Below are 23,987 nucleotides of genomic sequence, written 5' to 3'. Positions count from 1 at the left end.
GGTGCTGGTCTTGCCGTCGGGAAATGAAAATTCAAATTCCGTGTCCGCTCAGCGGGCGGATGAGGTGTTCCGCCTGCAGGGCAGTGCGCGCAGTGTGACCGGGCAGGGGCTGCGCGCGGAAGTCGCGCGCGGTGCGATCGACAGTCTGGCCGCGCGGGTGACCGCGTTTTTCGCGGAAAACCAGAGCGGCCCGCGTGTGGTTATGGGTGCCTTGCCGTTTGACCGTTCGCAGGCGGATTATCTTTTCCAGCCGCAAATCTGTGCCGATGCTGCCGATGACAGGGGCAGTGCCGGCAAGCGCATGGCGCTGCCGGATGCAGTGCGCTGCGCCATCACGCCGGTTCCGGCGCCTTTTGCCTATGGCGAAGCCGTTGCGGCCGCGCTGAAGCTGATTGCGGGGTCGGCGGGTGAGCCCGACCCGCTCACCAAGGTTGTGCTGTCGCGCAGTCTTGAGCTGGCTTCAACGCATGAGTTCGATGCTGCCCGTCTGCTGGCGGCGCTGGCCAGAGATCCGAGCATCATCGCTTTCTCGACGCTTCTGCCCGCGGGTGCGGATGGTGCGCGTCCGCTGCTGGTGGGAGCGACGCCGGAACTGCTGGTGTCGCGCAAGGCAAGCGAGGTGGTCTCGCATCCGCTGGCCGGCTCGGCGCGGCGTTATGCCGACCCTGCTGCGGACCGCGCTTCCGCCGCCGGGCTTGAGACATCGGAAAAGAACCGGCGCGAGCATCAGGCGGTGGTCGATGCCGTGTTCGACGTGCTGTCTCCCTATTGCCGCGAGCTGAAAGCGCCGGAAGGCACGACACTGCGCTCGACCGCTTCCATGTGGCATCTGGGCACCCGCATCGTCGGCACGCTGAAGGATGCGGACACGCCGGTGGCGGAACTCGCATCCGTGCTTCACCCGACGCCTGCCGTGTGCGGCCTGCCGCGCGAGCGCTCCGCCGAGGTGATCGGCCAGCTCGAAGGCTATGACCGCGGCTTCTATGCGGGCGCCGTCGGCTGGGCCGACGAGGCGGGCGACGGCGAATGGTATGTCTCGATCCGCTCGGCGCGGCTGGCTGGCAGGCACGCGACGCTCTATGCCGGGGCAGGCATCGTCGCGGGCTCCGACCCTGCCGGCGAGACGGACGAGACTTCGGCCAAATTCGTGGCGCTGCTTTCCGCACTCGGTATTGACGAGCACGGCCGACCCCTGCGAGAGCATGCGGCATGAGTGAAGTCAGCCAGACATGGCCGGAGGAATTCGCCCGGCGCTACCGCGACAAGGGCTATTGGCGCGGCGAAACTTTTCCCAAGATGCTGCGCGAGCGCGCCGCCGCCTTTCCCGACCGCGTCGCGGTGGTGGGCGGCGATCAGCGCTGGAGCTATGGGGAGTTGCATGCGCGCGCCGAGACGGCGGCGGCCGGTTTCCTGAAGCTCGGGCTCAAGCCCGGCGAGCGGGTGATCGTGCAGATCGGCAACCGGCCGGAGTTTCTGTCGGTGGTGTTCGGCCTGTTTTATGCCGGGCTGATCCCGGTCTACGCACTGCCGGCGCACCGCCGCACCGAGATCGCGCATTTCGCCGGGAAGGCCGAGGCCGCCGGCTATGTCGTGGCCGACAGGGGCGACGGTTTCGATTATCGCGCCCTTGCGCGCGAGGTGAAGGCGCAGGCGCCGACGCTTCGCCATGTCGTGGTGCTGGGCGAGGCGGAGGAATTTGCGCGCTTCGAGGATTTTGCCGCCGATCCGGCGCTGCTGCCGGGCGATCCATCGCCTTGCGCTGTCGCCTTCTTGCAGATTTCGGGCGGCAGCACGGGGCTGTCGAAGCTCATTCCGCGCACCCATGACGACTATATCTATTCGTTCCGCGCGAGCGCCGAGATCTGCGGGCTGGACGAGAACAGCGTCTACATGGCGGCGCTGCCGGTGGCGCATAATTTCCCGATGAGCTCGCCCGGCGTGATGGGTGCGCTCTATGCAGGCAGCCGTGTCGTCATGTGTCCCTCGCCGGATGCGCAGACGGCTTTCGCGCTGATCGCGCAGGAAAAGGTGACGATCACCGGGCTGGTGCCGCCGCTGGCGCTGTTGTGGATACAGGCGGCGGCGAATGCGAAGCACGATTTGTCCAGCCTGAAGGTGTTGCAGGTGGGCGGGGCGAAATTCATGCCGGAAGCCGCGCGCCGGGTGCGTGCTGCGCTCGGCTGCCAGCTTCAGCAGGTGTTCGGCATGGCCGAGGGGCTGGTGAACTACACGCGCCTCGACGATCCGGAGGAGATCGTGGTGGAAACGCAGGGGCGGCCGATCAGCCCTGACGACGAGGTGCTGATCGTCGACGATGCGGGCAATCCCGTGCCAGAAGGCGAGGCCGGCAATCTCTTGACGCGCGGGCCCTATACGCTCCGGGCCTATCACAATGAGCCGGGCGCCAATGCGCGCTCCTTCACCGAAGATGGTTTCTATCGCACCGGCGACGTGGTGAAGCGGACTCCGCAAGGCTATCTCGTTGTGCAGGGAAGGGCGACCGACCACATCAACCGGGCCGGCGAGAAGGTTTCGGCGGAAGAGATCGAGGACCATCTTCTGGCACATCCGAACGTATTCGATGCGGCAGTGGTGTCGATCCCGGACGAATTTCTGGGCGAGCGCAGCTGCGCCTTCATCATTGCGCAGGGCGAGAAGCCGAAGGGCGCGGCGATCAAGGCCTGGATGCGCGCCCGCAACGTGGCCGAATTCAAGGTGCCGGACCAGATCCAGTTCGTGGACGCGTTCGAGACCACGGCGGTCGGCAAGATCAGCCGCAAGGAACTGCGCGCGCGGCTGCGGCAGGCGTTCCTCGACGGCCAGGCGGAGAAGGGGTAACGCCATGGGGCTTCCAACCATACAGCCATATGATTTGCCGTCGGCGGGGGAGCTGCCCGCTTCGCGCGGACCGTGGAAGGTGGAAACCGGCCGCGCGGCGCTGCTGATCCACGACATGCAGAACTATTTCGTGCGGCCCTTCATGGCGGATGCTTCGCCGCTCGGCCCCGCGACCGCGAATATCGCGCGGCTCGCCGCGCATTGCCGACAAAAGGGCATTCCCGTGTTCTACACCGCCCAAAACGGCGATCAGGACCGGCGTGACCGTGGCTTGCAGGCGGATATCTGGGGGCCGGGTATGGGGTCGGCCGAGGCGGATCAGGCGATCATCACGCCGCTTGCGCCTGAGAAGGGCGATTTCGTGCTGGTCAAGCACCGCTACAGCGCCTTCCAGCGCTCCAATCTGGAGACGCTGATGCGGGTGCGCGGCCGCGACCAGCTCATCGTCACCGGCATCTATGCCCATATCGGCTGCATGATGACGGCGGCGGAAGCCTTCCAGCGCGACATCGAGGCGTTCTTCGCCGCCGACGCGCTGGCCGATTTTTCACGCGAAAAGCACGATCTGGCGCTGGACTGGGTGGCGGGGCGCTGCGGCGTCGTTGCCGGCACCGACCAGCTCATCGCCGCTTTGGTCTGACGGAGGCGCATATGGCCATCACGCTGGAGCGCATGCGCGCCGACATTGCAGGCATGATCCACGAGGACCCGGAGGAGATCGGGCTGGAGGACAATCTGATGGACCTCGGCATCGATTCCATGCGCCTGCTCAACCTCATCCTGAAATGGCAGGAAGATGGGCTCGACCTCGAATTCGCCGAACTGGCCGATCGCTTCACGCTGGCCGGCTGGTGGGAGGCGGTCGAGGCCAAGCAGGCGGGTGCGGGAAGCGGGGCATAGACATGGATGCGAAGCCGCCTGCCGCCATTTCAGGGACAGGCGCGCCGCTGACCGAGGCGCAGACGGGCCTGTGGTACACGCAGCGCATCGACCCGGCCAATCCGATCCTCAACACCGGGCAATATCTGGATATCGTCGGGCCGCTCGACGTGGTCGCCTTCCGCAAGGCGGTGGATGCGACCGTCGGGGAGGCGGAGGCGCTGTCGCTGCGCTTCGAGGACGGACCTGACGGGCCGGTGCAGGTGGTCGATCCGGCACGGCGGCCGTTCCTCGAAATCGTGGACGTTTCGGGCGCGGACGACCCGGCGGCGGAGGCGCTGGCGCTGATCGAGGCGGATACGAACACGCCGGTGGACCTCGCTCGCGACCGGGTCGCGGCCTTCCGGCTCTATCGGCTGTCGGATGAGCGGCATTTCTTCTACGAGCGCATTCACCATCTCGCCATCGACGGTTTCGGTATGGTGCTGGTCACCAACCGGGTGGCGGAACGCTATTCGTGCCTGATGAAGGGCACGGAGCCGGCGGTGAATTTTCCGCCGTTGCAGGTGGCGCTGGACGATGACCGCGCCTATGCGCAGTCGGAAAAGCGCGTGGCGGACCGCGCGTTCTGGCACGAGGCGATGGCCGGGCTGGAGCCGGTGACCGGCATGGCGCCGGGGCGCGCCACCTCCGGCCCGAGCTTCCACCGGGAGAGCCTCTACCTGCCATCAAGATTCATGGAACGGCTGCAAGCCTTTGCTTCTGAAGCGAAAGTGACATGGCCGGATGCGCTGACGGCGCTGGTGGCGGCCTATTGTCGGCGCTTTGCCGGGACGGAAGAGATCGTCGTCGGCGTTCCCTATATGGGCCGGCTTGGCAATGTCGCGGCGCGCGTGCCTTGCATGCTGATGAACGTTCTGCCGCTGCGCGTCGCGCCCGACGAGACGCAGGCGACGGGCGATTATCTGGTCGGCGTGTCGAAACGGATGATGCGCGCGCGCCGGCACGGGCGCTACCGCTCCGAGCAGTTGCGCCGCGATCTTGGATTGGTGGGCGGCTCGCGCCGGCTCTATGGCCCGCTGATCAACATGCAGCCTTTCGATCTGCCGCCAACCATGCCGGGGCTGGACGTGACGCTGAATATTCTGGGCGCGGGCGCGGTGGACGACATCACCTTCACCTTCCGCGGCGATGCGCTGAGCGCGCTGCTGATGGAGGTCGATTCCAATCCGGCGCTCTATTCGGCGGAGGCGACGAGAGCGCATTCGCGGCGGCTGGCGGCCTTCCTCGAAAAGGCGATGCAGGCGGCCACACTTGCCGATGTTCCGACCGCCTGCGATGCAGATGTCGAGCGCTATCTGGTGGAGGCGAACCGGACCGACCATACCGTGCCGGACACGACGCTGACGGCGCTGATCGAGGCGAGGATGCGCGCGACGCCGGATGCGCCGGCGCTGGTGTTCGGCGATACGACACTCAGCTATGCCGAGCTTGATCGGCGCACGGCGGCGCTTGCGGGAGAACTGGTGAAGCGTGGGGCAGGGCGCGACAGGATCGTGGCGGTGGCGCTGCCGCGTTCGGCTGAACTGGTGATCACGCTGATCGCGAGTTTGCGGGCGGGGGCGGCTTATCTGCCGCTCGACCTCGACAATCCACCGCAGCGGCTTGCGCGCATCGTGGCGGCGGCGCAGCCTGTGTGCGTTCTCGCAGAGCCGGGCAACGAAGCCTTTGCCGATGCGCAGGTGCTGGCCCCGGCCGACTGGCCGCAGGAGCCGGGCGAGGGGGCGCTGCCGCAGGTTGAGCCCGACGACATGGTTTATGTCATCTACACGTCAGGATCGACCGGCGATCCGAAGGGCGTCGTCATCGAGCATCGCGCCATCGTCAACCGTCTGGAATGGATGCGCACGCATTATGGCTTTTCGGCCGATGACCGCTTCCTGCAAAAGACGCCCGCCACCTTCGATGTTTCGGTGTGGGAATTCTTTCTCCCGTTCCTGTGCGGGGCGAAGCTGGTGGTGGCGCTGCCCGGCGCGCATCGCGATCCGGCGGCGATTGCGGCACTGGTTCGCCTGCACGGCATCACCACGCTGCATTTCGTGCCCTCCATGCTCTCGGCCTTTCTGGCCGCGCCTGCCTCGCAGGGGCTGAGGGTCGCGCGCACATTCTGCAGTGGCGAGGAACTGACCGCCGACCATCGCGACCGTTTCCATCAGCGCATCACCGGCGAGTTGCACAATCTCTACGGGCCGACCGAGGCGGCTGTCGATGTCAGCTACTGGCCGGCGGGGCCGGACGACACGTCTTCGCCGGTGCCGATCGGGTTTCCGGTGTGGAACACACAGCTTTACGTGCTGGACGAGCGGCTGCGGCCGTTGCCGCCCGGCGTCGCCGGCCATCTCTATCTTGCGGGCGTGCAGCTTGCGCGCTGTTACCTCGGGCGGCCGGATCTCACGCAAGAGCGCTTCGTGGCCGATCCGTTCCGGCCGGGCGAGCGCATGTACATGACCGGCGACCTGGCGCGGCTCAGGGAAGACGGCGCGGTCGTCTATCTTGGGCGCTCCGACCATCAGGTGAAAATCCGGGGGCTGCGCATCGAGCTTGGCGAGATCGAGGCGGCGATTGCCGGTTCCGGTCTGTTGAGCGATGCGGCGGTGATCGTGCGCGAGGACCGGCCGGACGACAAACGCATCGTCGCCTATGTGGTGCCGGGGGAGGGCTATGATGCTGAACGGCTGCGCCGGCATATGGCGGCACGGCTGGCGGATTACATGATGCCTTCGGCCGTGGTCGAGATGCAGGCGCTGCCGGTCAACGCCAATGGCAAGCTTGATCGCAAGGCGCTGCCGGCGCCAAGCTTCGAGGTGCAGGCCGTGCGGGAGCCGGCGACGCCGACCGAGGCGGCACTTTGCCAGCTCGTGGCCGATGTGCTGGGGCTGGAGGCACTGCCCGATCCAGACGCGGATTTCTTCAATCTCGGCGGCGACTCCCTTCTGGCGGTGCACCTTTTGTTGCGGGTGCAGGAGCGGTTCGGCTTCGATCCGGGACTGGGCGTTCTGTTCGAGCATCCGACCATCGCGACGCTCGCCGCAGCTATCGATGCCGATGGTGTGCATGACAGCGGGCTGGAGCCGTTGATCCGGCTGCGCGGCGGTGATGAAGGCAGGCCGCCGCTGTTCATCGTGCATCCGGCGGGCGGACTTTCATGGGGCTATCGCACGCTGGCGCGGTCGCTGGGAGCCGGGCGCACGGTCTACGGGCTGCAATCGCCTTCCATCGATCCGGAGCATCCGCTGCCGGACAGCCTCGACGCGCTGGCCGCCGATTATGCCGAGAGGATCGCGGAGCTTTATCCGCAGGGGCCGTATCATCTGGCCGGATGGTCGGTCGGCGGCATCATCGCCCATGCCATGGCCGTGCATCTGCGAGCGCGCGGAAAAAAGGTCGGCGTGGTGGCGATGCTCGATTCCTATCCGGCCGAATGCTGGCGGGCCGAGCCGGAGCCGAACGAGGCGGCGGCGCTGCGCGCGTTGCTGGCGATTGCCGGATATGATCCGAACGCCCATCCCGAACTGACGACGCGCGCGGCCATCATCGCCTTCCTGCGCGAAGGCGACAGCCCGCTCGGCAATTTGCCGGGAACGGCGCTTGACGGCGTGGTGCGGGTGGTGCTCGACACCAACCGGCTGGTACGCACCCATTATCATGGCCGCTACGAAGGCACGGTGATGCATGTGCGCGCCGGGCTCGATCACACGGACAGGCCAGACCTCAGGCCGGAGCTGTGGCTGGCGCATGCAGCGGCGCTCGATTGCGTCGAGGTGCCGTTCCTGCATCCGCAACTGACCGCGCCGGCGGCTTCCGCGCTGATCGCGCCGGAGCTGGACCGCCGGCTTGCCGAACACGACTGAAGGAGTTTTTGCCATGCGCCCGACCGGACTTGAGGGAAAGACCGCGCTGGTGACGGGTGCCGGCGGCGGCATCGGCGTCGAGGTGGTGCGGCTTCTGGTGGAGGAGGGCGCAAGGGTGCTGGCGACCGACTTCGATGCGGCGGCGCTTGAGGCGTTGGCTGATCTGCCTGAAGACAAGGTGCGGCGCGCGGCGCTCGATGTGCGCGATTCTTCCGCCGTGGAAGCGCTGGTGGCGGCGCATGAGGCCGATGCCGGGCCGATCGATCTGGGCGTCAGCGTGGCCGGCATCCTCGCCACCGATCTCGTTACAGAAACCTCGGACGAGACATGGCGCAATGTCTTTGCCGTCAACAGCGACGGCGTGTTCCATGTGATGCGGGCCTTGTCCCGGCGCATGACGGAGAGGCGGCGTGGTGCGCTGGTGACGGTCAGTTCCAATGCCGCCGGCATCCCGCGTCACGCCATGGCCGCCTATGCGGCCTCCAAGGCGGCGGCCACCATGTTCACCCGCTGCCTCGGGCTGGAACTGGCGCCGTTCGGCATACGCTGCAACATCGTGGCGCCCGGCTCGACGCTGACGACGATGCAGACCGGCATGTGGGCCGATGAAAGCGGTGCGCAAAAGGTCATCGCAGGGTCTCTTGAAACCTTCAAGAGCGGCATTCCGCTGGGCAAGCTGGCGACACCCGTGGATGTGGCCGAAGCGGTGGTGTTCCTGCTCTCCGAGCGCGCCGGACATATCACCATGAGCGATCTTTATGTGGACGGTGGCGCAACGCTGAGGGGCTGACTGTAATATAACTTGAGAAAAAATATCATGTTATGTAGAACGATCCCGTATCATGAAATGATCGCTTTTTGAGGCGGTCTCAACTGACAGGAAGGCATTTCCATGCACGGCACTTCATCCTTCGTTTCCCGAAACCGGTCCGCTGCGGGGTTGCGCTTCATCATTGCCGCCGGCGCGCTGGCTCTCAGCCTTGGCACGGCGCTGGCGCAGGTCGCCTTCGATGCGCCGGATTCCGATTATCAGGGCCGCGTGCGCGCTTCGGCCGTCGAGCAGGGCAAACCGATCTATTCGGGCTCGGAGATCAAGGTTTCGGGCCAGGACTTCAAGCCCGGCCAGTCGGTGACCTTCCTGCGCGGGGCGCAGGTTCTGGGTGAAGGCCCGCTCACCGCCGATCAGGAAGGCAAGTTCGAGGCGACCTTCAAGCTGCCCGAGGACGCTGCCGTCGGTACCCATCCGCTGGTGCTGACCACTGCCGCGCCCTACCACGCCGAGATCGTGGAACTGAAGGTTTCGCCGCAGGTGCCGCTGTCGGGTGCAGACAAGTTCGAGGTCAAGGATAACAAGCTCGTGCCCGGCCTCTATCAGAGCGCATACAGTGCCAAGAGTGACGCCGTGTTCGTGACCTCCGCCGTCGGCCGCCCGCCGGTCAAGGCGTCTGCTCTGGTCAAGGTAAACCCGGAGACGCTTGAGATCGTGGCGCAGGTCTCGCCCGGCGAAGCCCCGGCGCGCGAGGACGGCAAGGAAGGCGGCCTTTATGCCGTCTATGGCGTTGCCGTGGATGACGCCAACGACACTGTTTGGGTGACCAACACCCGCCAGAACACGGTTGCCGTCTACAAGCAGTCCGATCTTTCGCTGGTCAAGCAGTTCGAGCCGGGCGCTGCTGCGCATGCCCGCGACGTGGTCGTGGACGAGAAGGGCGGCAAGGCCTATGCAACCGCCTCCGGTTCGCCGACCGTGGTGGTGTTCGACACCAAGACCCTTGAGCCTGCCGGCGCGATCGAGATCAAGAGCGGCAAGCGCGGCCAGAACTTCTCGGTCGGCAGCCTCAAGTTCGACGCCGATTCCGGCAAGCTGTTCACCGTCAGCATGTCCACCGACGAGGTGGCGATCATCGACTCCGCCAGCGGCGAGGTGGAAAAGGTGATCCCGATCAAGGGTTCGCGTGGCGCCATCGGCGTTGCCTATGACGGCGAGACGAAGCGTGTTTTCGTGGCTTCGCAGGGCAGCGACAATCTGCTGATCGTGGATGCCGACAGCGGCGAGACGCTGCACAATGTGCTGGTGGGCGCCGGTGCGCTCAACGTCGCCTTCGATCCGGTGTCAAAGCACGCTTACGTCAGCAATCGCGGCGCCGGCACGGTTACGGTCGTCGATACGGACGGCAACATCGTCGCCAACCTCGAAAATGCGCCGTTCGCCAACCACGTCGCAGTCGACGACAAGGGTGACATTTTCGCCGTCAACAAGGCGCAGGGTGAAGACAATCCGGCAAACGACCGGATCAGCAAGATCACTCCCAAGAAGTGATCGCGGGACGCCGGTCGGGCCATCGCGCCCGGCTGGCCGTCTGAACGCAGGCTGCATGGCGGCTCTGTTGCGGCTACACTGGCAGTGCAATGATGTGGCGCACAGGAGAGCCGATGATGGAAGATCGCCATGACGTGATCAGGATTGGCGCCGGCGGCATCACCGCCGGCGTCATTTCTTTTGGGGCCTCGCTGACGGAACTGATTGTGCCCGGACGCGACGGTCCGGTGAATGTCGTGCTCGGCTTCGACAACCTCAGCGCCTACCGGACGCATGGCGCATTCTTCGGCGCCGTTGTCGGGCGCTGCGCCAACCGTATCGCCGGGGGCAGGGCGCATATCGGGGGCAGGGATCACCAGCTCGATCTCAACGAACATGGCCGCACCCATCTGCATGGCGGGGCGGAGGGCTTTGGCGTCCGCGACTGGACCGTGGAGCGGCACTCCGCCGATTGCGTGCTTCTTTCGCTCGTGTCGCCTGATGGCGATCAGGGTCAGGGCTATCCCGGCGAGGTGCATGCAAGCTGCTTCTACCGGGTGGAGCCCGGCCGGCTGGTGATCGAGTTGGAAGCGCGCACGGACCGCGAAACGCTGGTCAACCTCGCGGCCCATGCCTACTTCAACCTCGACGGCGGCGGCAGTGCGCTGGACCACAGGCTGCGCATAGCGGCGGATGCCTACACGCCGGTGGATGCCGACAACATTCCGACCGGCGAAATCCGTGCGGTGGCCGGCAGCCGATTCGATTTTCGCAGACTGCGGCCGGTCTGTCGTGAAGGCGAGCCTTATGAGGGCTACGATCATAATTTCGTGCTGGCGCGGCAGGCGCGCGAGGCGCCGGCCTTCGCCGCCCGGCTGGAAGCGGTGCGTTCCGGCATTGCGATGGACGTGCTGACCACCGAGCCCGGCCTGCAATTCTATGACGGCGGCAACCTGCCGGTGCGCGAAAGGCTGCATGGGGGAGTGCAAGGCGTGCGCCATGGCGGGCTGTGCCTTGAGCCGCAGCGCTTTCCCGATGCCGTCAATCATCCGGGTTTCGCCGATGCCGTGCTGAGACCCGGCGAAACCTATCGCCAGATCACCGAATACCGGTTCGGATTGCTCTGAACGGTTAAAGCGTGTCGCGATCTTCCAGATTCGCTCCTCACGCTTTAAATTCTTGTTTTTGCGCATGTCGTTATCCCGAAACCGGTTCCCACTTTCGGGCGACATGCGTTGTTATTTCACATTCCCTGCTGCCATCCACATTCTGTCGCCGCGAAGCCGCGGCGAATGGGTGCTATTATACAAATAATGAACATTCGACTTGATTGAAAGACACATGTTCATTACTGATGGTTCAACTACGGAGGATTCACGAAATGGGCATCAACATCTCCCCGACCGGTCTGGCGCGGGATCTTCAGGAGCGCGCAGCTTCGGGCAAGCCTATACGCATCGGCCTCATCGGCTCCGGCGAGATGGGCACTGATATCGTCACCCGCGTGGCGCATATGGCCGGCGTGGAGATCGGTGCGATCTCCGAGCTCAACATGCCCAACGCCCACAAGGCGGTCGATATCGCCTATCGGGAAAAGGGGCATTCCCGCGAGGTCGGCACGGCTTCCGACATGACGGCCGCCATGGAAGCCGGCAAGATCGCGGTGACGGATGATGCCGATCTGGTGCTTGGCAACGATCTGATCGATGTGGTCATCGATGCCACCGGCGTTCCGGCCGTGGGGGCCGAGATCGGCCTGCGCGCCATGGAGCACGGCAAGCATCTGGTGATGATGAACGTCGAGGCCGACGTCACCATCGGCGCTTACCTGAAGAGCGAAGCCGATCGCCTCGGCGTCACCTATTCGCTGGGAGCGGGCGACGAGCCGTCTTCCTGCATGGAGCTGATCGAATTCGTTTCGGCCATGGGCCACCCGATCGTCGCCGCCGGCAAGGGCAAGAACAATCCGCTCAACATCGATGCGACGCCGCCCGCCTATGAGGAGGAAGCGCATCGCCGCAACATGAATGTGCGCATGCTGGTCGAGTTCGTCGACGGCTCCAAGACCATGGTCGAGATGGCGGCGATCGCCAACGCCACCGGTCTGGTGCCCGACAAGCCCGGCATGCACGGTCCCGCCGCCACGCTGGACCAGCTTTCCAGCGTGCTGGTCCCGGAAAAGGATGGCGGTGTGCTCTCGAAGGTCGGCGTGGTGGATTATTCCATCGGCAAGGGCGTTGCGCCGGGCGTGTTCGTCGTCGCCGACATGTCGCATCCGCGCATTTCGGAGCGCATGGAAGACCTGAAGATGGGCAAGGGCCCGTATTTCACCTTCCATCGCCCCTATCACCTGACCTCGCTCGAAGTGCCGCTGACCTGCGCCCGCGTCGTGCTTTACGGCAAGGCCGACATGGTGCCGCTGGCCAAGCCGGTCGCCGAGGTCTGCGCCGTCGCCAAGAAGGACATGCAGCCGGGCGACAAGCTCGATGCCATCGGCGAATATTGCTACCGCGCCTGGATCATGACGGCGCCGGAAGCGCGCGCCGCCAAAGCCATTCCCTGCGGCCTGCTGCAAGGCGGCTCGGTGACCGCGCCGATCAAAAAGGGTGAACTGATCACCTATGCCAACGCCGCGCCGGCACCGGGATCGAAGATCGCCGAACTGCGCGCCCGGCAGGACAAGCTCGTTTACGGTTAAGGAGCCTGAATATGGCCACAGCGAACAAGGCGGCGGGGCAGACGAACCTGCCCTTCGCCTACACCCGGTACAGCCACGAACAGCTCAGGGACGTGCTGCGCAAGATGTATCTGATCCGCCGCTTTGAAGAGGGCGCGGAAGACAGCTACATGCGCGGCCTGATCCACGGCACCATGCACCTGTCCATCGGGCAGGAGGCGAGCGCCATGGGCATCTGCATGCCGCTGACCGACGACGACCAGATCACCTCCACGCACCGCGGCCACGGCCACTCCATCGCCAAGGGCGCGGACGTGAAGAAGATGTTCGCGGAGTTCTTCGGCAAGACGACCGGCTACTGCAAGGGCCGTGGCGGCTCCATGCACATCGCCGACGTCAGCAAGGGCAATCTGGGTGCGAATGGCATCGTGGCGGGTGGCATCCCGATCGCCGTGGGTGCGGCGCTGTCGGCCAAGCGTCTCGGCAACGGCAAGGTGGTCGTCTCCTTCTTCGGCGACGGCGCCAACAATGAGGGCGCGTTCCACGAGTCACTCAACATGGCTTCGATCTGGAAGCTGCCGGTGATCTTCGTGTGCGAGAACAACGGCTACGGCATGTCGACCTCCACGGCGCGCTCGACCGCCGTGGCGAACATCGCCGACCGCGCCGCCGCTTATTCGATGCCGGGCGTGATCGTCGACGGCAACAACTTCTCGGAAGTGGCGGAAGCCTCCCACGCGGCGATCGAGCGGGCGCGGGCCGGCGAAGGGCCGACGCTGATCGAATCCAAGACCTACCGCTATCGCGGCCATTCCAAGAGCGACCGCAACCGCTACCGCACCAAGGAAGAGATCGAGGACTGGATGACCAACCGCGATCCGATCACCCTGTTCGAGAGTGAGCTGAAGGAATTCGGCGTGATCGATGACAAGGGCATCGAGGCGATCCGCGAGGATGTGGCGCGCGAGATCGCCGAAGGCATCGAGTTCGCCAAGGAAGGCCCCATGCCCGAAATCTCCGACCTTGCCCGGTTTGTCTATACGGAAGAGGTGGCGTGATGGATGCGGCTGTGCGCGAACTGAGCTACTCGCAGGCCATTCAGGAAGCCATGGCCATCGCCATGGAGGCCGACGAGCGCGTCATTCTCATGGGCGAGGACATCGGCGTCTATGGCGGCGCGTTTCAGGTGACCGGCGATCTGGTCGAGCGCTTCGGCGCCGACCGGGTGATGGACACGCCGATCTCCGAACTCGGCGGCGCGGGCGTCGCCGTGGGTGCTGCCGTGACCGGCCTGCGCCCGATCTTCGAGTTCCAGTTCTCCGATTTCGCCACGCTCGGCATGGAGCAGATCGTCAACCAGGCCGCCAAGATGCGCTTCATGCTGGGCGGCGAGGTCTCGGTTCCGGTCGTCATGCGCTTTCCTGCGGGTTCGGGCACGGGGGCCGCGGCCCAGCACAGCCAGAGCCTCGAGGCATGGCTCGCGCATGTGCCGGGCCTCAAGGTGATCCAGCCGGCGACCCCGCATGACGTGAAGGGCATGCTGCTGGCGGCCGTGGCCGACCCCGACCCGGTGATGATCTTCGAGCACAAGTTGCTCTACAAGATGAAGGGCCCGGTGCCGGAGGGCCATTACACGGTGCCGATCGGCAAGGCCGAAGTGCGCCGCGAGGGCACCGACCTGACCATCGTCGCCACCTCGATCATGGTGCACAAGGCGCTGGAAGCGGCGGAAACGCTGGCCGGCGAGGGCATCGACATCGAGGTCATCGACCTCAGGACCATCCGCCCCATCGACCGCGAGACGGTGATCGAGAGCGTCAAGAAGACCTCGCGCCTGCTGTGCGTCTACGAGGCTGTCAAGACGCTCGGCATCGGTGCCGAGATCAGCGCCATGATCGCCGAGAGCGAGGCGTTCGATTATCTCGACGCGCCGATCGTGCGGCTTGGCGGGGCCGAGACGCCGATCCCCTACAATCCCGAGCTGGAAAAGGCCGCAGTGCCGCAGGTGCCGGGCATCATCGCCGCTGCCCGCGATCTCGCGAAGGGAGTGCGCTGAGACATGGCCGTCGAAGTCATCCTCCCCAAGGTCGACATGGACATGGCGACCGGCCAGATCTCGCGCTGGTTCTTCAAAGAAGGCGACGCTGTCAAACAGGGCGACGTGCTGTTCGAGATCGAGACCGACAAGGCCTCGATGGAGATCGACGCGCCGGCCAGCGGCATTCTGCGCAACATCACCGGCAAGGAAGGCGTGGACATTCCCGTTGGCCATGCGGTGGCGTGGATCTATGCCGAGGGCGAGGATGCGGGTGCTGCCGCTGCCCCGGCTGCCGAAGTCAAAGCTGAGAAGCCTGAATCTTCATCTGGTGAATCGTCCTCCCAGGACAAGCCCGCGCAGGCTGCGCCCGCCGTACGGGATGTGCCCGTGCAGGCGGGTGCGGTCCGCGCCACGCCGCTGGCGCGGCGTCTGGCCCGCGAGGCCGGTCTCGACCTGTCAGGGATGTCCGGCTCCGGTCCTCAGGGTCGCGTGGTGAAGGCCGACGTGGAAGCCGCGATTGCCGGGGGCGGAGCGAAGGCTGCTGCCGTTGCACCTGCGATTGAAGCGGCAGCACCTGCCGCTGCTGCTCCCGCCGTCAAGCCGATGTCGGACGACGCAGTGCTGAAACTGTTCGAGGAAGGCTTCTACGAGCTGATCCCGCACGACAATATGCGCAAGACCATCGCCAGGCGGCTGGTCGAGGCGAAGTCGACCGTGCCGCATTTCTACCTGACGGTGGATTGCGAGCTGGATGCGCTGCTTGGCCTGCGCAAGCAGCTCAACGATGCCGCCCCGGTCAGAAAGACTGAGAAGGGCGAGGAGCCGGCCTACAAGCTCTCCGTCAACGACCTGATCATCAAGGCGCTGGCGCTGGCGCTCAGGCAAGTGCCCGACGCCAACGTGTCGTGGACCGAGGGCGCAATGGTGAAGCACCGTCACGCCGATGTCGGCGTTGCGGTCTCCATCCCCGGCGGGCTGATCACGCCGATCGTGCGCAAGGCCGAGGAAAAGAGCCTGTCGTCGATCTCCAACGAGATGAAGGATCTGGCGGCGCGTGCCCGGACCCGCAAGCTGAAGCCGGAAGAGTATCAGGGCGGCACCACGGCGGTGTCGAACCTTGGCATGTTCGGCATCAGGGACTTCGCCGCCGTCATCAACCCGCCGCATGCGACGATCCTTGCCATTGGCGCGGGCGAGCAGCGGGCGGTGGTGAAGGGTGGCGAGGTGAAGGTCGCGACGGTGATGTCGGTGACGCTGTCGACCGACCACCGGGCGGTGGACGGAGCGCTGGGGGCCGAACTCATCGGCGCCTTCAAACGCCTTGTCGAAAACCCGATGGGTCTGGTGGTCTGAGCCGGCATTGGTGTTTCCCGGCAAAGGACCTATATTCGGCCTGATAATTTTCTGCCCCCGGTCAACACCGGGGGCAGAAAATGCTGTTCCAGAAGGTTGATCGGGCAGGGAACCGGAAAGCTGTTTGCGTTCCGGTACGGTGCCCCGGCAGCAGGGAAAATTCAACATGCCTCCGTTTGGTCCCTCCGACGTCCGCAACATCGTCTCCAAGGTGATGAGCGCCTCGCCGGCCGACATCAAGCTGGTGGCGCAGCGCCTGCATGACCATGCCTTCGAGGAACGGCTTTCAGGCGAGGACACGGCACGGCTGGTGCAGGAGCTGGGCTATGAAAGCCTCGATGCCTTCTGCACCGATCTGCAACTTCCCGCCCATATTGCCGAGCGCTGGGCGCGCTTCGGCATTTCCGTGGAAATGCGGCAGGTGCTGACCCTGCTCGTCACCCACCGCCGCCGCATGAACGACGCGGTGCGCGAATTCGAGGACGTAACCAATGCAGGCCTTGACGATTTTCTGCGCGAGCGCGGGCTGATCTGAACCGGACGCTCAGCCGGACGCGGTCAGCGCCTGCGCGGTGTCGCTGTCGGTGATCAGCACGTTCGTCTCGAAGGCGTTGAGGGCGGCGAGGATGGCGGCGATCTTGTGGTGGCCGCCGGCGGCCAGAACCACGTTGGGTATGGCGCTGACCACATCAAGGCTGATCGCCATCACCCGGTCGTTGACCTCGTGATCAACAAGTTTTCCCTGCGCGTCGATGAAATAGGACAAGACATTGGCAGTTGCCCCCTTTGCCCGCAGTGAGGGGATGAGCGCAGACGGCACCAGCCCGTGCCGGAAGATGGTGGCGTCGCGCGAAATCTCGCCGACTGTCAGAAGCGCGATGTCGGCATTGGCGGCGCGGGTGCGGACGTCCAGCAGTTCGGGCTGCGCCCACAGAAGATCGCGCAGCGCCGGATCGTGCAGCATGACGGGCGCGGTGATCTGGTAGCTGTCGACGCCGAAAATATCGGCGACCTTGGCCGCCACGATGGACGGGTTGATCCATTGCGAATGGGGCAGGGCCCCGACGAGGCCGATGACCGACGCCTTCTGCAACTGCCGGCGGCCGAGATAGGCGAGGCTGGCGTGCAGCGTGGCGCCCCCGCCGATGGCGAGCGTCATGCCGTCCTGCATCTGTTCGCCGAGATAGAGCGCGACCGCATGGCCGATGGCCTTCTCCAGATGGGCGGCATCTTCCGGCGTCGGCACCACGACGGCCGCATCGAGGCCGAAGCGCTTTTCCAGCGCGCGCTCCAGCGCCACCTGTCCGGCGGTTTCGGCATTGATGGTGGTGACGACGACGCCCTCGGCGGTGCAGGCGGCCAGCGTGCGCATGACCTTGACGCGGCTGACATTCAGTTTTTCCGCGATCTGCTCCTGCGTCAGACCCTCGACATAGTAGAGCCATGCGGTCTTGACGTTGATGTCGGCGGAGACGAGCGGCGCTTCGCGCACCGGGGCGGCCTGCTTCATGTTCGTCGATCGCTGCATCTGTTTCTCCCAATTCGCACCTGAAGTGCTGCGCAATCCTTCAGATTCGCTCCCCGCACTTCAAGCTCCTGCTTTCACGCCTGTCGTTGCCCCGAAACCGGTTCCCACTTTCGGGCGACATGCTTTAACATCGTGGATAAGCACTGTGTCGGCAAGGACACAGTTCATGTGTTCATTTGTGTTTGACAAGGAACAAATGAACATTGCATATGAACAACGGGCGTGCTGTCATCTATGGGTCATATACGCCGTGCAGGGAGGAGCAGGCTTGGTCGGCAAAGAAGCCGCAAGCCATGCACAGAAGACGATCAGGAGGTCTCATGAACACGCGTTTCGTCTCACTACTCGCGAGCAAGGTGGCGATTGCCGCAATGCTCTTTTCGGGCGCCGCCAGCGCCGACACGCTGACACTTTACACGTCGCAGCCGGAAGCTGACGCGACAAAGACCGTCGAGGCCTTCAAGAAGGCCAATCCGGGCACCGAGGTCAGCATCTACCGCTCCGGCACCAGCGACATTCTGGCCAAGCTCGCGGCCGAATTCGCCGCCGGCAGCCCGCAGCCCGACGTGCTGCTCATCGCCGATGCGGTGAGCATGGAACTGCTCAAGGGCGAAGACCGCCTGCTGGCCTACCCGGAAGCCAAGATTGACGGCATCGAGCCGGATGCCGTGGATGCCGACAAGACCTATTTCGGCTCCAAGCTGATCACCACCGGCATCGCCTACAACACCGCCGCCGCCCAGAAGCCCGAGCACTGGGCCGATCTCGCCAAGCCCGAGTACAAGGACGGGCTGGTGATGCCGAGCCCGCTCTATTCGGGCGCCGCCGCCTATCTGCTCTCGGGCTTCGTGGCCGACAGCAACTATGGCTGGGACTTCTTCCAGAAGCTGAAGGACAACAACACCATTTCCGTGCGCGGCAACGGCGCGGTGCTGAAGTCGGTGGCCAGTGGCGAGAAGCCCTACGGCATCCTCGTCGACTTCATGGCCATGAACGCCAAGGCCAAGGGCTCGCCGATCGAGTTCGTGTTCCCGTCCGAGGGCGTGCCGGCCGTGACCGAACCGGTCGCCATCATGAGGACGGCGAAGAATGTCGAGGGCGCCAGGGCGTTCGTCGACTTCATCCTGTCCGATGAAGGCCAGAAGCTGGCGCTCGACATGGGCTACCTGCCTGCCAAGGCATCCGTCGGCCGGCCCGAATGGCTGCCGGAGGGCGTCGAGTTCAAGGTGATGTCGTTCGACCTGCCCACCATCCTCAAGAACACCGAAGCCGACAAGGCGAAGTTCTCCGAACTGTTCGGGGGCTGACATCAGGGCGATGGGGCCGGCGGCGAGGAAATTCCTGCCGGTCCCCGTCCGATCGCGGTGGCCATCCGCCATTCGCCATCTATCGGGCGCTTAAAGCGCGTCGCGTTCAAATGAAATCAGGCAACGTGCTTTAAGTCCTTATCCTTACGCATGTCGTTCCCCTGAAATCGGTTCCTGTTTGGGGTGACATGCTTCAGGGCTTACCGGGAAATCAACAATGTCCGCACCTGTAAAAGAAAGCCGGGGCCAGGAGATGGCCCTGACGGTGGTGGTTGCCATCGTCATCGTGTTGCTTTCGCTGCTGCCGATGCTGCGCCTCGTCAAGGAGATCGTGGCGCCGGGCGGCACGCTTTCCGACACGGCAATCCGCATGGGGCTTGCCAATCCCGCCACATGGACCGCCACGGTCAACACGCTGGTGGTCGGCTTCGGCGGCACCGCGCTTGCCGTGGTACTGGGCACCTTCATGGCGCTGCTGGTGACGCTGAGCGACATACGCGGCCGCTCCATGCTGGTGCTGTGCTACGTGATGCCGCTGATGATCGCGCCGCAGGTGACGGCGTTGGCCTGGCTGCAACTGTTCGGGCCGGCAAGCCCGTTCCTCAAGATGATCGGCATGGCGCCGCCTATCGGAACCCGCAACCCGCTCTATTCGACCGAAGGGATCATCCTGCTGCTCGGCGTGCAATACGGGCCGCTGGTGTTCCTGCTGGTGCGCGCGGGCCTGCGCAAGCTGCCGCGCGAGCTGATCGAGGCGGCGCGCTCGGGCGGGGCGGGCTGGTTCACGGTGCTGCGCACCATCGTCCTGCCTTTGATGACCCCCTCCATCGTGGCGGCCGCCGCACTCGCCTTCGTGTCCTGCGTGGGCAATTTCGGCATCCCCGCCTTCCTCGGCATTCCGGCGAACTATCTGGTGCTGCCGACGCTGATCTACCAGAAGCTGGCCGGCGGCGGCCCCTCGGTGCTGGGCGAAGCGGCCTTCCTTTCGGTGCTGATCGGCGTCATCGCCATGGCCGGCATCGTCGGGCAGGAGCTGATGAGCCGGCGCCGCGACTACCGCATCTCGTCCACCTCGCTGCCGGCCGATCCCTATCCTCTCGGCCGCTGGCGGCTGCCGGTGGAAATCTGCATGTGGCTCCTGATCCTGCTCATTCTCGTGATGCCGATGTTCGGCCTGCTGCTCACTTCGCTGGTCCCGGGCTACGGCATTCCACTGAGCTGGGCGACGGCCACGCTCGACAACTACCGTTTCGTCCTGTTCGAGCATGCGGCGGCCAACCGCTCCTTCTTCAACTCCTTCGCCCTGTCCATCGCGGCGGCGGCGTTCGCCGTTCTGGTCGCGGTGCCGGTGGGCTACATGGTCGCCTGGGGCAGGCAGAAGTGGATCCGCTACGTGAACCTCGCCATCGAGCTGCCCTATGCGCTGCCCGGCGTGGTGCTGGCGATCGCGGCGCTTCTGATGTTCCTGCGGCCGATCCCCTTCACCGGCATCCAGCTCTACAACACGGTCTGGATCATCCTCTACGCCTATCTCGCACGCTTCCTCGTGCTGGCGCTGAGGCCGACGGTGAGCGGCTATCACCAGATCGACCGGGCGCTGGAAGAGGCCGCGCAGGTGGCGGGCGCAGGGCTGTTCACGCGGCTGCGCACCATCGTCTTCCCGCTGGTCGCGCCGGCGGCCCTTGCCGGCGGCCTGCTCATCTTCATGACCGCGCTCAGCGAACTGACGGTCTCGGCGCTCTTGTGGTCTTCCGGTTCGGAGACCATCGGCGTGGTGATGTTCTCCTTCGAGCAGGGCGGCGATTCCAGCTATGCGGCGGCGATGTCGGCCATCACGGTCGCCGTCACCTTCGTGCTGATGCTCGCCACCAACCTGCTCGCCCCCTACCTTCCCAACGGAGTTCTGCCATGGCGGGATTGACGCTCTCCAACGTAACCAAGACCTTCGGCGATTTCGACGCCGTCAAGGACGTCTCCATCGACGTGCGCGACGGCGAGTTCCTCGCCGTGCTCGGCCCCTCGGGCTGCGGCAAGACCACGCTGCTCAGGCTGGTGGCCGGCTTCGAGCAGGTGAGCGGCGGCGACATCCGCATTGGCGGCAGGACGGTTTCCGATGCCGGCGGCAGCGTTCCGCCGGAGAAGCGGCGCGTCGGCATCGTGTTCCAGAACTACGCGCTGTGGCCGCACATGACGGTGGCCGAGAATGTCGGCTATTCGCTGAAGGTCGCCAGGGTGGACAAGGCCGAAGCGAAGCGCAAGGTGGACGAGGCGCTGGCGCTGGTCGACCTGACCGGCCTTGCCGACCGCCGCCCGGCCAATCTCTCGGGCGGGCAGCGGCAGCGCGTGGCGCTGGCGCGCTGCCTGGTGGCCGCTCCCTCGCTGGTGCTGTTCGACGAGCCGCTGGCCAATCTGGACGTGCATTTGCGCGCCTCGATGGAGGATGAGTTCGCCGCCTTCCACAAGCGCACCGGCACCACCATCGTCTACATCACCCATGACCAGTCGGAGGCCATGGCGCTCGCCGACCGCATCGCGGTGATGGACCATGGCCGGCTGGCGCAGCTCGCCACGCCGCGCGAACTCTACACCGAGCCGGCGAGCGAAATGGTCGCCTCCTTCATCGCGCAGGGTATCGTGCTGCCCGCAAAAGTGCTTTCGGCCGAAGAGGGCGGAAAGGCGCGCGTGGAGGTGCTGGGGCAGGAGGCGACGGTGCGCTGCCGCGCCGGCGACGGACCGCGCGCGGCAGCCAGCATCTGCGTGCGCACACCCGATCTCGAAATCGCAGGCGAGGGCGAGCCCGGCATCGACGGCACGGTGGTCCGCGCGGTCTACAAGGGCGGCGCGCTGCGCATCGACTTCGCGCCCGCCGCCGATCCGGACCGGCTGATCAGTTTTGAATATCCCGGCCATGAAGGGTTCGAGGAAGGCGCGCGGCTGCGGCTGCGCATCGTTTCGGGCTGGCTGATTCCGGGGAACGGGACGGAGAATAGGCAACACGCATGACACTGGAAGTTGAACTCGCAGGCGGCTTCGGCGAGAAGGGCCGCACCAGCGTCGTGGTGGGACGCGAGGGACAGCGCGTGATGCTGGATGCCGGCATCAAGGTGGGCGCCACCGGCCGCGACTACTATCCGCGCCCGCTGACGCCGGTGGACCGGCTCGACGCCGTGCTGATCTCGCATGCGCATGAGGATCATGTCGGGGCGCTGAACTGGCTTTTGTCGGAAGGCTTTCGCGGGCGCATCCTGATGACCGCCGAAACGCGCGACGAGGCGCCGGCGACGCTGGCTGCCTATGGCGAGACAGCGCTTGTCGAGGCTTATCCGTTTCCCGCAGACAGAATCGAGCTGTTCAGGCCGGGCGACATGCTGGACGTCGCCGGCTTCCGCATCGCCACCGGCCGCTCCGGCCACGTGGTGGGCGGCGTGTGGTTCGCGCTGGAGGATGAGGCAAACCGCGTCGTCTACTGCGCCGACGTGGTGCCGGACAGCGCCGTATTCGTCATGGACCGGATGCCCGAATGCGATCTGCTGCTGCTCGACGCTTCCTATGGCGCGGACCCGGTTTCGGGTGGCGAGCGCGCCGAGCGGATCGCCGCATGGATCGCGGAACGCGCCGGCGGCTGCCTTCTGCCGACGCCGCTTTCGGGACGCTCGCTGGAACTGGTGGCGGCGATGCCCGGCCGCTTCGCCATCCATGCCTCGATGCGCGCGCATCTGCTGGCCCAGATCGAGGCGGTCGAGGCGCTGAAGTCCGGAATGCCCGAACTGCTGCGCGCCCGCATTGATGCCGCGCTCGACTGGAACGACGGCGAGGCGCTGCCGGACTGCCCGCTGCTGGCCGATGACGGCATGGGCAGGGCAGGGCCATCTTCGCGCCTCATTCCGCTGGCTGATGCGCAGGGGTTTCCGATCCTGCTCTCCGGCCATCTGCCGGCCGGCACGCCGGGCTTTGAGCTGCACGCGAAGGGACGCGCCGACTGGATCAGGATGCCGACGCATCCGACGCTCGCCGGCAATGTCGAAATCTGGGAACACGCAGGCCGCCCCCCGGTGCTCGGCCATTCCTGCGGGCCCGACGAGATCGCCCGGCTGGGCGAACATATTCCGGCGCTGCAAAGCGGCCGGCGCACCGGCGACAGGCTGGTGGTGGGACAAGAGGTACTTTGATGAGAATTCTGGTTTCCAACGACGACGGCATCGATGCACCCGGCATCGCCCGCCTGACAGAAGCCGCGCGCCGCGTGAGCGAGGATGTGTGGGTGGTGGCGCCGGACCGCAAGCACACGGCGGCGGGGCCTTCGCTGACCATCGCCCAGCCGATGACCATGGAAAAGCGCGGCGACAGGCGCTTTGCCTGCTCCGGCCGCCCGGCCGATTGCGTGGTCGCCGCCTTCGCCTGGCTGTTCGAGAACGACCGCAAGCCCGATCTCGTCCTGTCCGGCATCAATGACGGGCGCAACGTGGCGGAAGACCTCGCCTATTCGGGCACGCTCGGCATCGCGCGCGAGGCGACCTTCTGGGGCGTTCCCGCCATCGGCTTCTCGCAGGTCAAGAATCCCGAAATCACGGACGAGGGCGAATTGTGGCTCTCGGCCTTCATAGGCAAGCTGTGGGACAAGCGCGCGCAATGGGCGGCGCAGGGCCACTGGCTGAGCGTCAACCTGCCGACGCGCCTGCCGGCCGAGGTACGCCAGCCGGTGATCGGCCGCGACAAGATCGCCTCGAAGGCGGAAGTCGTGGAAACGGACGGCGACCGCACCGTGATCATCGTGCCGCGCGGGCGCCCGCATACCTCGATCGAGGGCGACGAGAACAGCATGATCGATGCTGGCTTCGTCACCGTCAACCGGCTCAACTGGTTCGGCGGGACGCGGCTGGAAGACGAGCTTGTGGCGGGGCTCTGAGCCCCGCCAGAGAAACCGCCGTCATTCCACCGAGGGTTTCGGGAAAAGCCGATATTCGCTTGCAGTGGGGGTGAGACCGCGCGACCTGCCGGAAAAAGCGACAGGCCCGTTCCATGCGAACCTTACGGCGATGGACATTGTCGTGTCGCAGGTTGCGTGGAGGCCGTCTAAGAAAGCCTTGCTGAAGTGAACCGGGTTGTCTGGCCCCACATAGTCATCAACCGCCGCAGGCAAAAGCAGCGGTTGCGAAC

General features: G+C 65.5%; 19 protein-coding genes. 18 read left to right on the top strand and 1 reads right to left on the bottom strand.

All coding sequences use genetic code 11. The features are described 5' to 3' along the window. Positions 1 to 40: 40 nt before the first annotated feature. The 13 genes from AC5XE7_RS11225 (at position 41) to AC5XE7_RS11165 (ending at position 16,530) form a co-directional block, all read left to right on the top strand. Positions 41 to 1,213 (top strand): isochorismate synthase, encoded by a 1,173-nt coding sequence (locus AC5XE7_RS11225; protein ID WP_495366093.1) that lies wholly within the window; start codon positions 41 to 43, stop codon positions 1,211 to 1,213. Further along, positions 1,210 to 2,838, top strand: a complete 1,629-nt coding sequence (locus tag AC5XE7_RS11220; RefSeq protein ID WP_495366092.1) for a (2,3-dihydroxybenzoyl)adenylate synthase — start codon at positions 1,210 to 1,212, stop codon at positions 2,836 to 2,838. The genes AC5XE7_RS11225 and AC5XE7_RS11220 overlap by 4 nt, the downstream gene beginning before the upstream one ends. A 4-nt stretch (positions 2,839 to 2,842) precedes the next feature. Next, positions 2,843 to 3,478: an isochorismatase family protein gene (locus AC5XE7_RS11215; protein WP_495366091.1), complete on the top strand. Its 636-nt coding sequence runs from the start codon at positions 2,843 to 2,845 to the stop codon at positions 3,476 to 3,478. A gap of 11 nt (positions 3,479 to 3,489) precedes the next feature. Continuing rightward, on the top strand, positions 3,490 to 3,738 hold the full coding sequence (locus tag AC5XE7_RS11210) for a phosphopantetheine-binding protein (RefSeq protein WP_495366090.1): 249 nt from the start codon (positions 3,490 to 3,492) through the stop codon (positions 3,736 to 3,738). A 2-nt stretch (positions 3,739 to 3,740) separates the two neighbouring features. Then, positions 3,741 to 7,628, top strand: a complete 3,888-nt coding sequence (locus AC5XE7_RS11205; RefSeq protein ID WP_495366089.1) for an amino acid adenylation domain-containing protein — start codon at positions 3,741 to 3,743, stop codon at positions 7,626 to 7,628. Between the two features lie 13 nt (positions 7,629 to 7,641). Continuing rightward, positions 7,642 to 8,418, top strand: a complete 777-nt coding sequence (locus AC5XE7_RS11200; protein ID WP_495366088.1) for a 2,3-dihydro-2,3-dihydroxybenzoate dehydrogenase — start codon at positions 7,642 to 7,644, stop codon at positions 8,416 to 8,418. 102 nt (positions 8,419 to 8,520) lie between these two features. Beyond that, on the top strand, positions 8,521 to 9,948 hold the full coding sequence (locus tag AC5XE7_RS11195; RefSeq protein ID WP_495366087.1) for a YncE family protein: 1,428 nt from the start codon (positions 8,521 to 8,523) through the stop codon (positions 9,946 to 9,948). A 113-nt stretch (positions 9,949 to 10,061) separates the two neighbouring features. Beyond that, positions 10,062 to 11,054 (top strand): aldose epimerase family protein, encoded by a 993-nt coding sequence (locus tag AC5XE7_RS11190; RefSeq protein ID WP_495366086.1) that lies wholly within the window; start codon positions 10,062 to 10,064, stop codon positions 11,052 to 11,054. A 254-nt stretch (positions 11,055 to 11,308) separates the two neighbouring features. Beyond that, entirely contained in the window at positions 11,309 to 12,625 is a 1,317-nt protein-coding gene (locus AC5XE7_RS11185; protein ID WP_495366085.1) for an NAD(P)H-dependent oxidoreductase, read from the top strand. A gap of 11 nt (positions 12,626 to 12,636) precedes the next feature. Beyond that, complete coding sequence (locus tag AC5XE7_RS11180) at positions 12,637 to 13,662, top strand: thiamine pyrophosphate-dependent dehydrogenase E1 component subunit alpha (RefSeq protein WP_495366084.1); 1,026 nt, start codon at positions 12,637 to 12,639, stop codon at positions 13,660 to 13,662. Further along, the gene (locus AC5XE7_RS11175) at positions 13,662 to 14,660 is read left to right on the top strand and encodes an alpha-ketoacid dehydrogenase subunit beta (protein WP_495366188.1); all 999 of its coding nucleotides are present in this window, start codon (positions 13,662 to 13,664) and stop codon (positions 14,658 to 14,660) included. Before AC5XE7_RS11180 ends, AC5XE7_RS11175 begins: the two co-directional genes overlap by 1 nt. A 3-nt stretch (positions 14,661 to 14,663) precedes the next feature. Beyond that, positions 14,664 to 15,995, top strand: a complete 1,332-nt coding sequence (locus AC5XE7_RS11170) for a pyruvate dehydrogenase complex dihydrolipoamide acetyltransferase (protein ID WP_495366083.1) — start codon at positions 14,664 to 14,666, stop codon at positions 15,993 to 15,995. A 166-nt stretch (positions 15,996 to 16,161) separates the two neighbouring features. Next, positions 16,162 to 16,530, top strand: a complete 369-nt coding sequence (locus tag AC5XE7_RS11165; protein WP_239799188.1) for a hypothetical protein — start codon at positions 16,162 to 16,164, stop codon at positions 16,528 to 16,530. 9 nt (positions 16,531 to 16,539) lie between these two features. Here the strand turns inward: AC5XE7_RS11165 and AC5XE7_RS11160 are convergent, their stop codons facing one another. After that, positions 16,540 to 17,523: a sugar-binding transcriptional regulator gene (locus AC5XE7_RS11160; RefSeq protein WP_495366082.1), complete on the bottom strand. Its 984-nt coding sequence runs from the start codon at positions 17,521 to 17,523 to the stop codon at positions 16,540 to 16,542. A 320-nt stretch (positions 17,524 to 17,843) separates the two neighbouring features. Between AC5XE7_RS11160 and AC5XE7_RS11155 the strand changes: the two genes are divergently transcribed. The 5 genes from AC5XE7_RS11155 (at position 17,844) to surE (ending at position 23,736) form a co-directional block, all read left to right on the top strand. Then, positions 17,844 to 18,830, top strand: coding sequence for an ABC transporter substrate-binding protein (locus AC5XE7_RS11155; protein ID WP_495366081.1), 987 nt, complete (start codon positions 17,844 to 17,846; stop codon positions 18,828 to 18,830). A gap of 217 nt (positions 18,831 to 19,047) precedes the next feature. Next, positions 19,048 to 20,751 (top strand): ABC transporter permease, encoded by a 1,704-nt coding sequence (locus AC5XE7_RS11150; protein WP_495366080.1) that lies wholly within the window; start codon positions 19,048 to 19,050, stop codon positions 20,749 to 20,751. Next, positions 20,739 to 21,833 (top strand): ABC transporter ATP-binding protein, encoded by a 1,095-nt coding sequence (locus AC5XE7_RS11145; protein WP_495366079.1) that lies wholly within the window; start codon positions 20,739 to 20,741, stop codon positions 21,831 to 21,833. Before AC5XE7_RS11150 ends, AC5XE7_RS11145 begins: the two co-directional genes overlap by 13 nt. Beyond that, complete coding sequence (locus AC5XE7_RS11140; RefSeq protein WP_495366078.1) at positions 21,830 to 22,999, top strand: MBL fold metallo-hydrolase; 1,170 nt, start codon at positions 21,830 to 21,832, stop codon at positions 22,997 to 22,999. The genes AC5XE7_RS11145 and AC5XE7_RS11140 overlap by 4 nt, the downstream gene beginning before the upstream one ends. After that, positions 22,999 to 23,736, top strand: a complete 738-nt coding sequence (surE, locus tag AC5XE7_RS11135) for a 5'/3'-nucleotidase SurE (protein WP_495366077.1) — start codon at positions 22,999 to 23,001, stop codon at positions 23,734 to 23,736. Before AC5XE7_RS11140 ends, surE begins: the two co-directional genes overlap by 1 nt. Positions 23,737 to 23,987 lie beyond the last annotated feature (251 nt).

This window comes from Aquamicrobium sp. YD-1-mutant5, from assembly GCF_059509755.1.
This window is presented reverse-complemented; position numbering and strand designations above follow the sequence as displayed.

Coding starts and splice junctions, on each gene's coding strand:
- AC5XE7_RS11220 (WP_495366092.1), top strand. CDS start 1,210: ATGAGTGAAGTCAGCCAGACATGGCCGGAGGAATTCGCCCGGCGCTAC.
- AC5XE7_RS11215 (WP_495366091.1), top strand. CDS start 2,843: ATGGGGCTTCCAACCATACAGCCATATGATTTGCCGTCGGCGGGGGAG.
- AC5XE7_RS11210 (WP_495366090.1), top strand. CDS start 3,490: ATGGCCATCACGCTGGAGCGCATGCGCGCCGACATTGCAGGCATGATC.
- AC5XE7_RS11205 (WP_495366089.1), top strand. CDS start 3,741: ATGGATGCGAAGCCGCCTGCCGCCATTTCAGGGACAGGCGCGCCGCTG.
- AC5XE7_RS11200 (WP_495366088.1), top strand. CDS start 7,642: ATGCGCCCGACCGGACTTGAGGGAAAGACCGCGCTGGTGACGGGTGCC.
- AC5XE7_RS11195 (WP_495366087.1), top strand. CDS start 8,521: ATGCACGGCACTTCATCCTTCGTTTCCCGAAACCGGTCCGCTGCGGGG.
- AC5XE7_RS11190 (WP_495366086.1), top strand. CDS start 10,062: ATGATGGAAGATCGCCATGACGTGATCAGGATTGGCGCCGGCGGCATC.
- AC5XE7_RS11185 (WP_495366085.1), top strand. CDS start 11,309: ATGGGCATCAACATCTCCCCGACCGGTCTGGCGCGGGATCTTCAGGAG.
- AC5XE7_RS11180 (WP_495366084.1), top strand. CDS start 12,637: ATGGCCACAGCGAACAAGGCGGCGGGGCAGACGAACCTGCCCTTCGCC.
- AC5XE7_RS11175 (WP_495366188.1), top strand. CDS start 13,662: ATGGATGCGGCTGTGCGCGAACTGAGCTACTCGCAGGCCATTCAGGAA.
- AC5XE7_RS11170 (WP_495366083.1), top strand. CDS start 14,664: ATGGCCGTCGAAGTCATCCTCCCCAAGGTCGACATGGACATGGCGACC.
- AC5XE7_RS11165 (WP_239799188.1), top strand. CDS start 16,162: ATGCCTCCGTTTGGTCCCTCCGACGTCCGCAACATCGTCTCCAAGGTG.
- AC5XE7_RS11160 (WP_495366082.1), bottom strand. CDS start 17,523: ATGCAGCGATCGACGAACATGAAGCAGGCCGCCCCGGTGCGCGAAGCG.
- AC5XE7_RS11155 (WP_495366081.1), top strand. CDS start 17,844: ATGAACACGCGTTTCGTCTCACTACTCGCGAGCAAGGTGGCGATTGCC.
- AC5XE7_RS11150 (WP_495366080.1), top strand. CDS start 19,048: ATGTCCGCACCTGTAAAAGAAAGCCGGGGCCAGGAGATGGCCCTGACG.
- AC5XE7_RS11145 (WP_495366079.1), top strand. CDS start 20,739: ATGGCGGGATTGACGCTCTCCAACGTAACCAAGACCTTCGGCGATTTC.
- AC5XE7_RS11140 (WP_495366078.1), top strand. CDS start 21,830: ATGACACTGGAAGTTGAACTCGCAGGCGGCTTCGGCGAGAAGGGCCGC.
- surE (WP_495366077.1), top strand. CDS start 22,999: ATGAGAATTCTGGTTTCCAACGACGACGGCATCGATGCACCCGGCATC.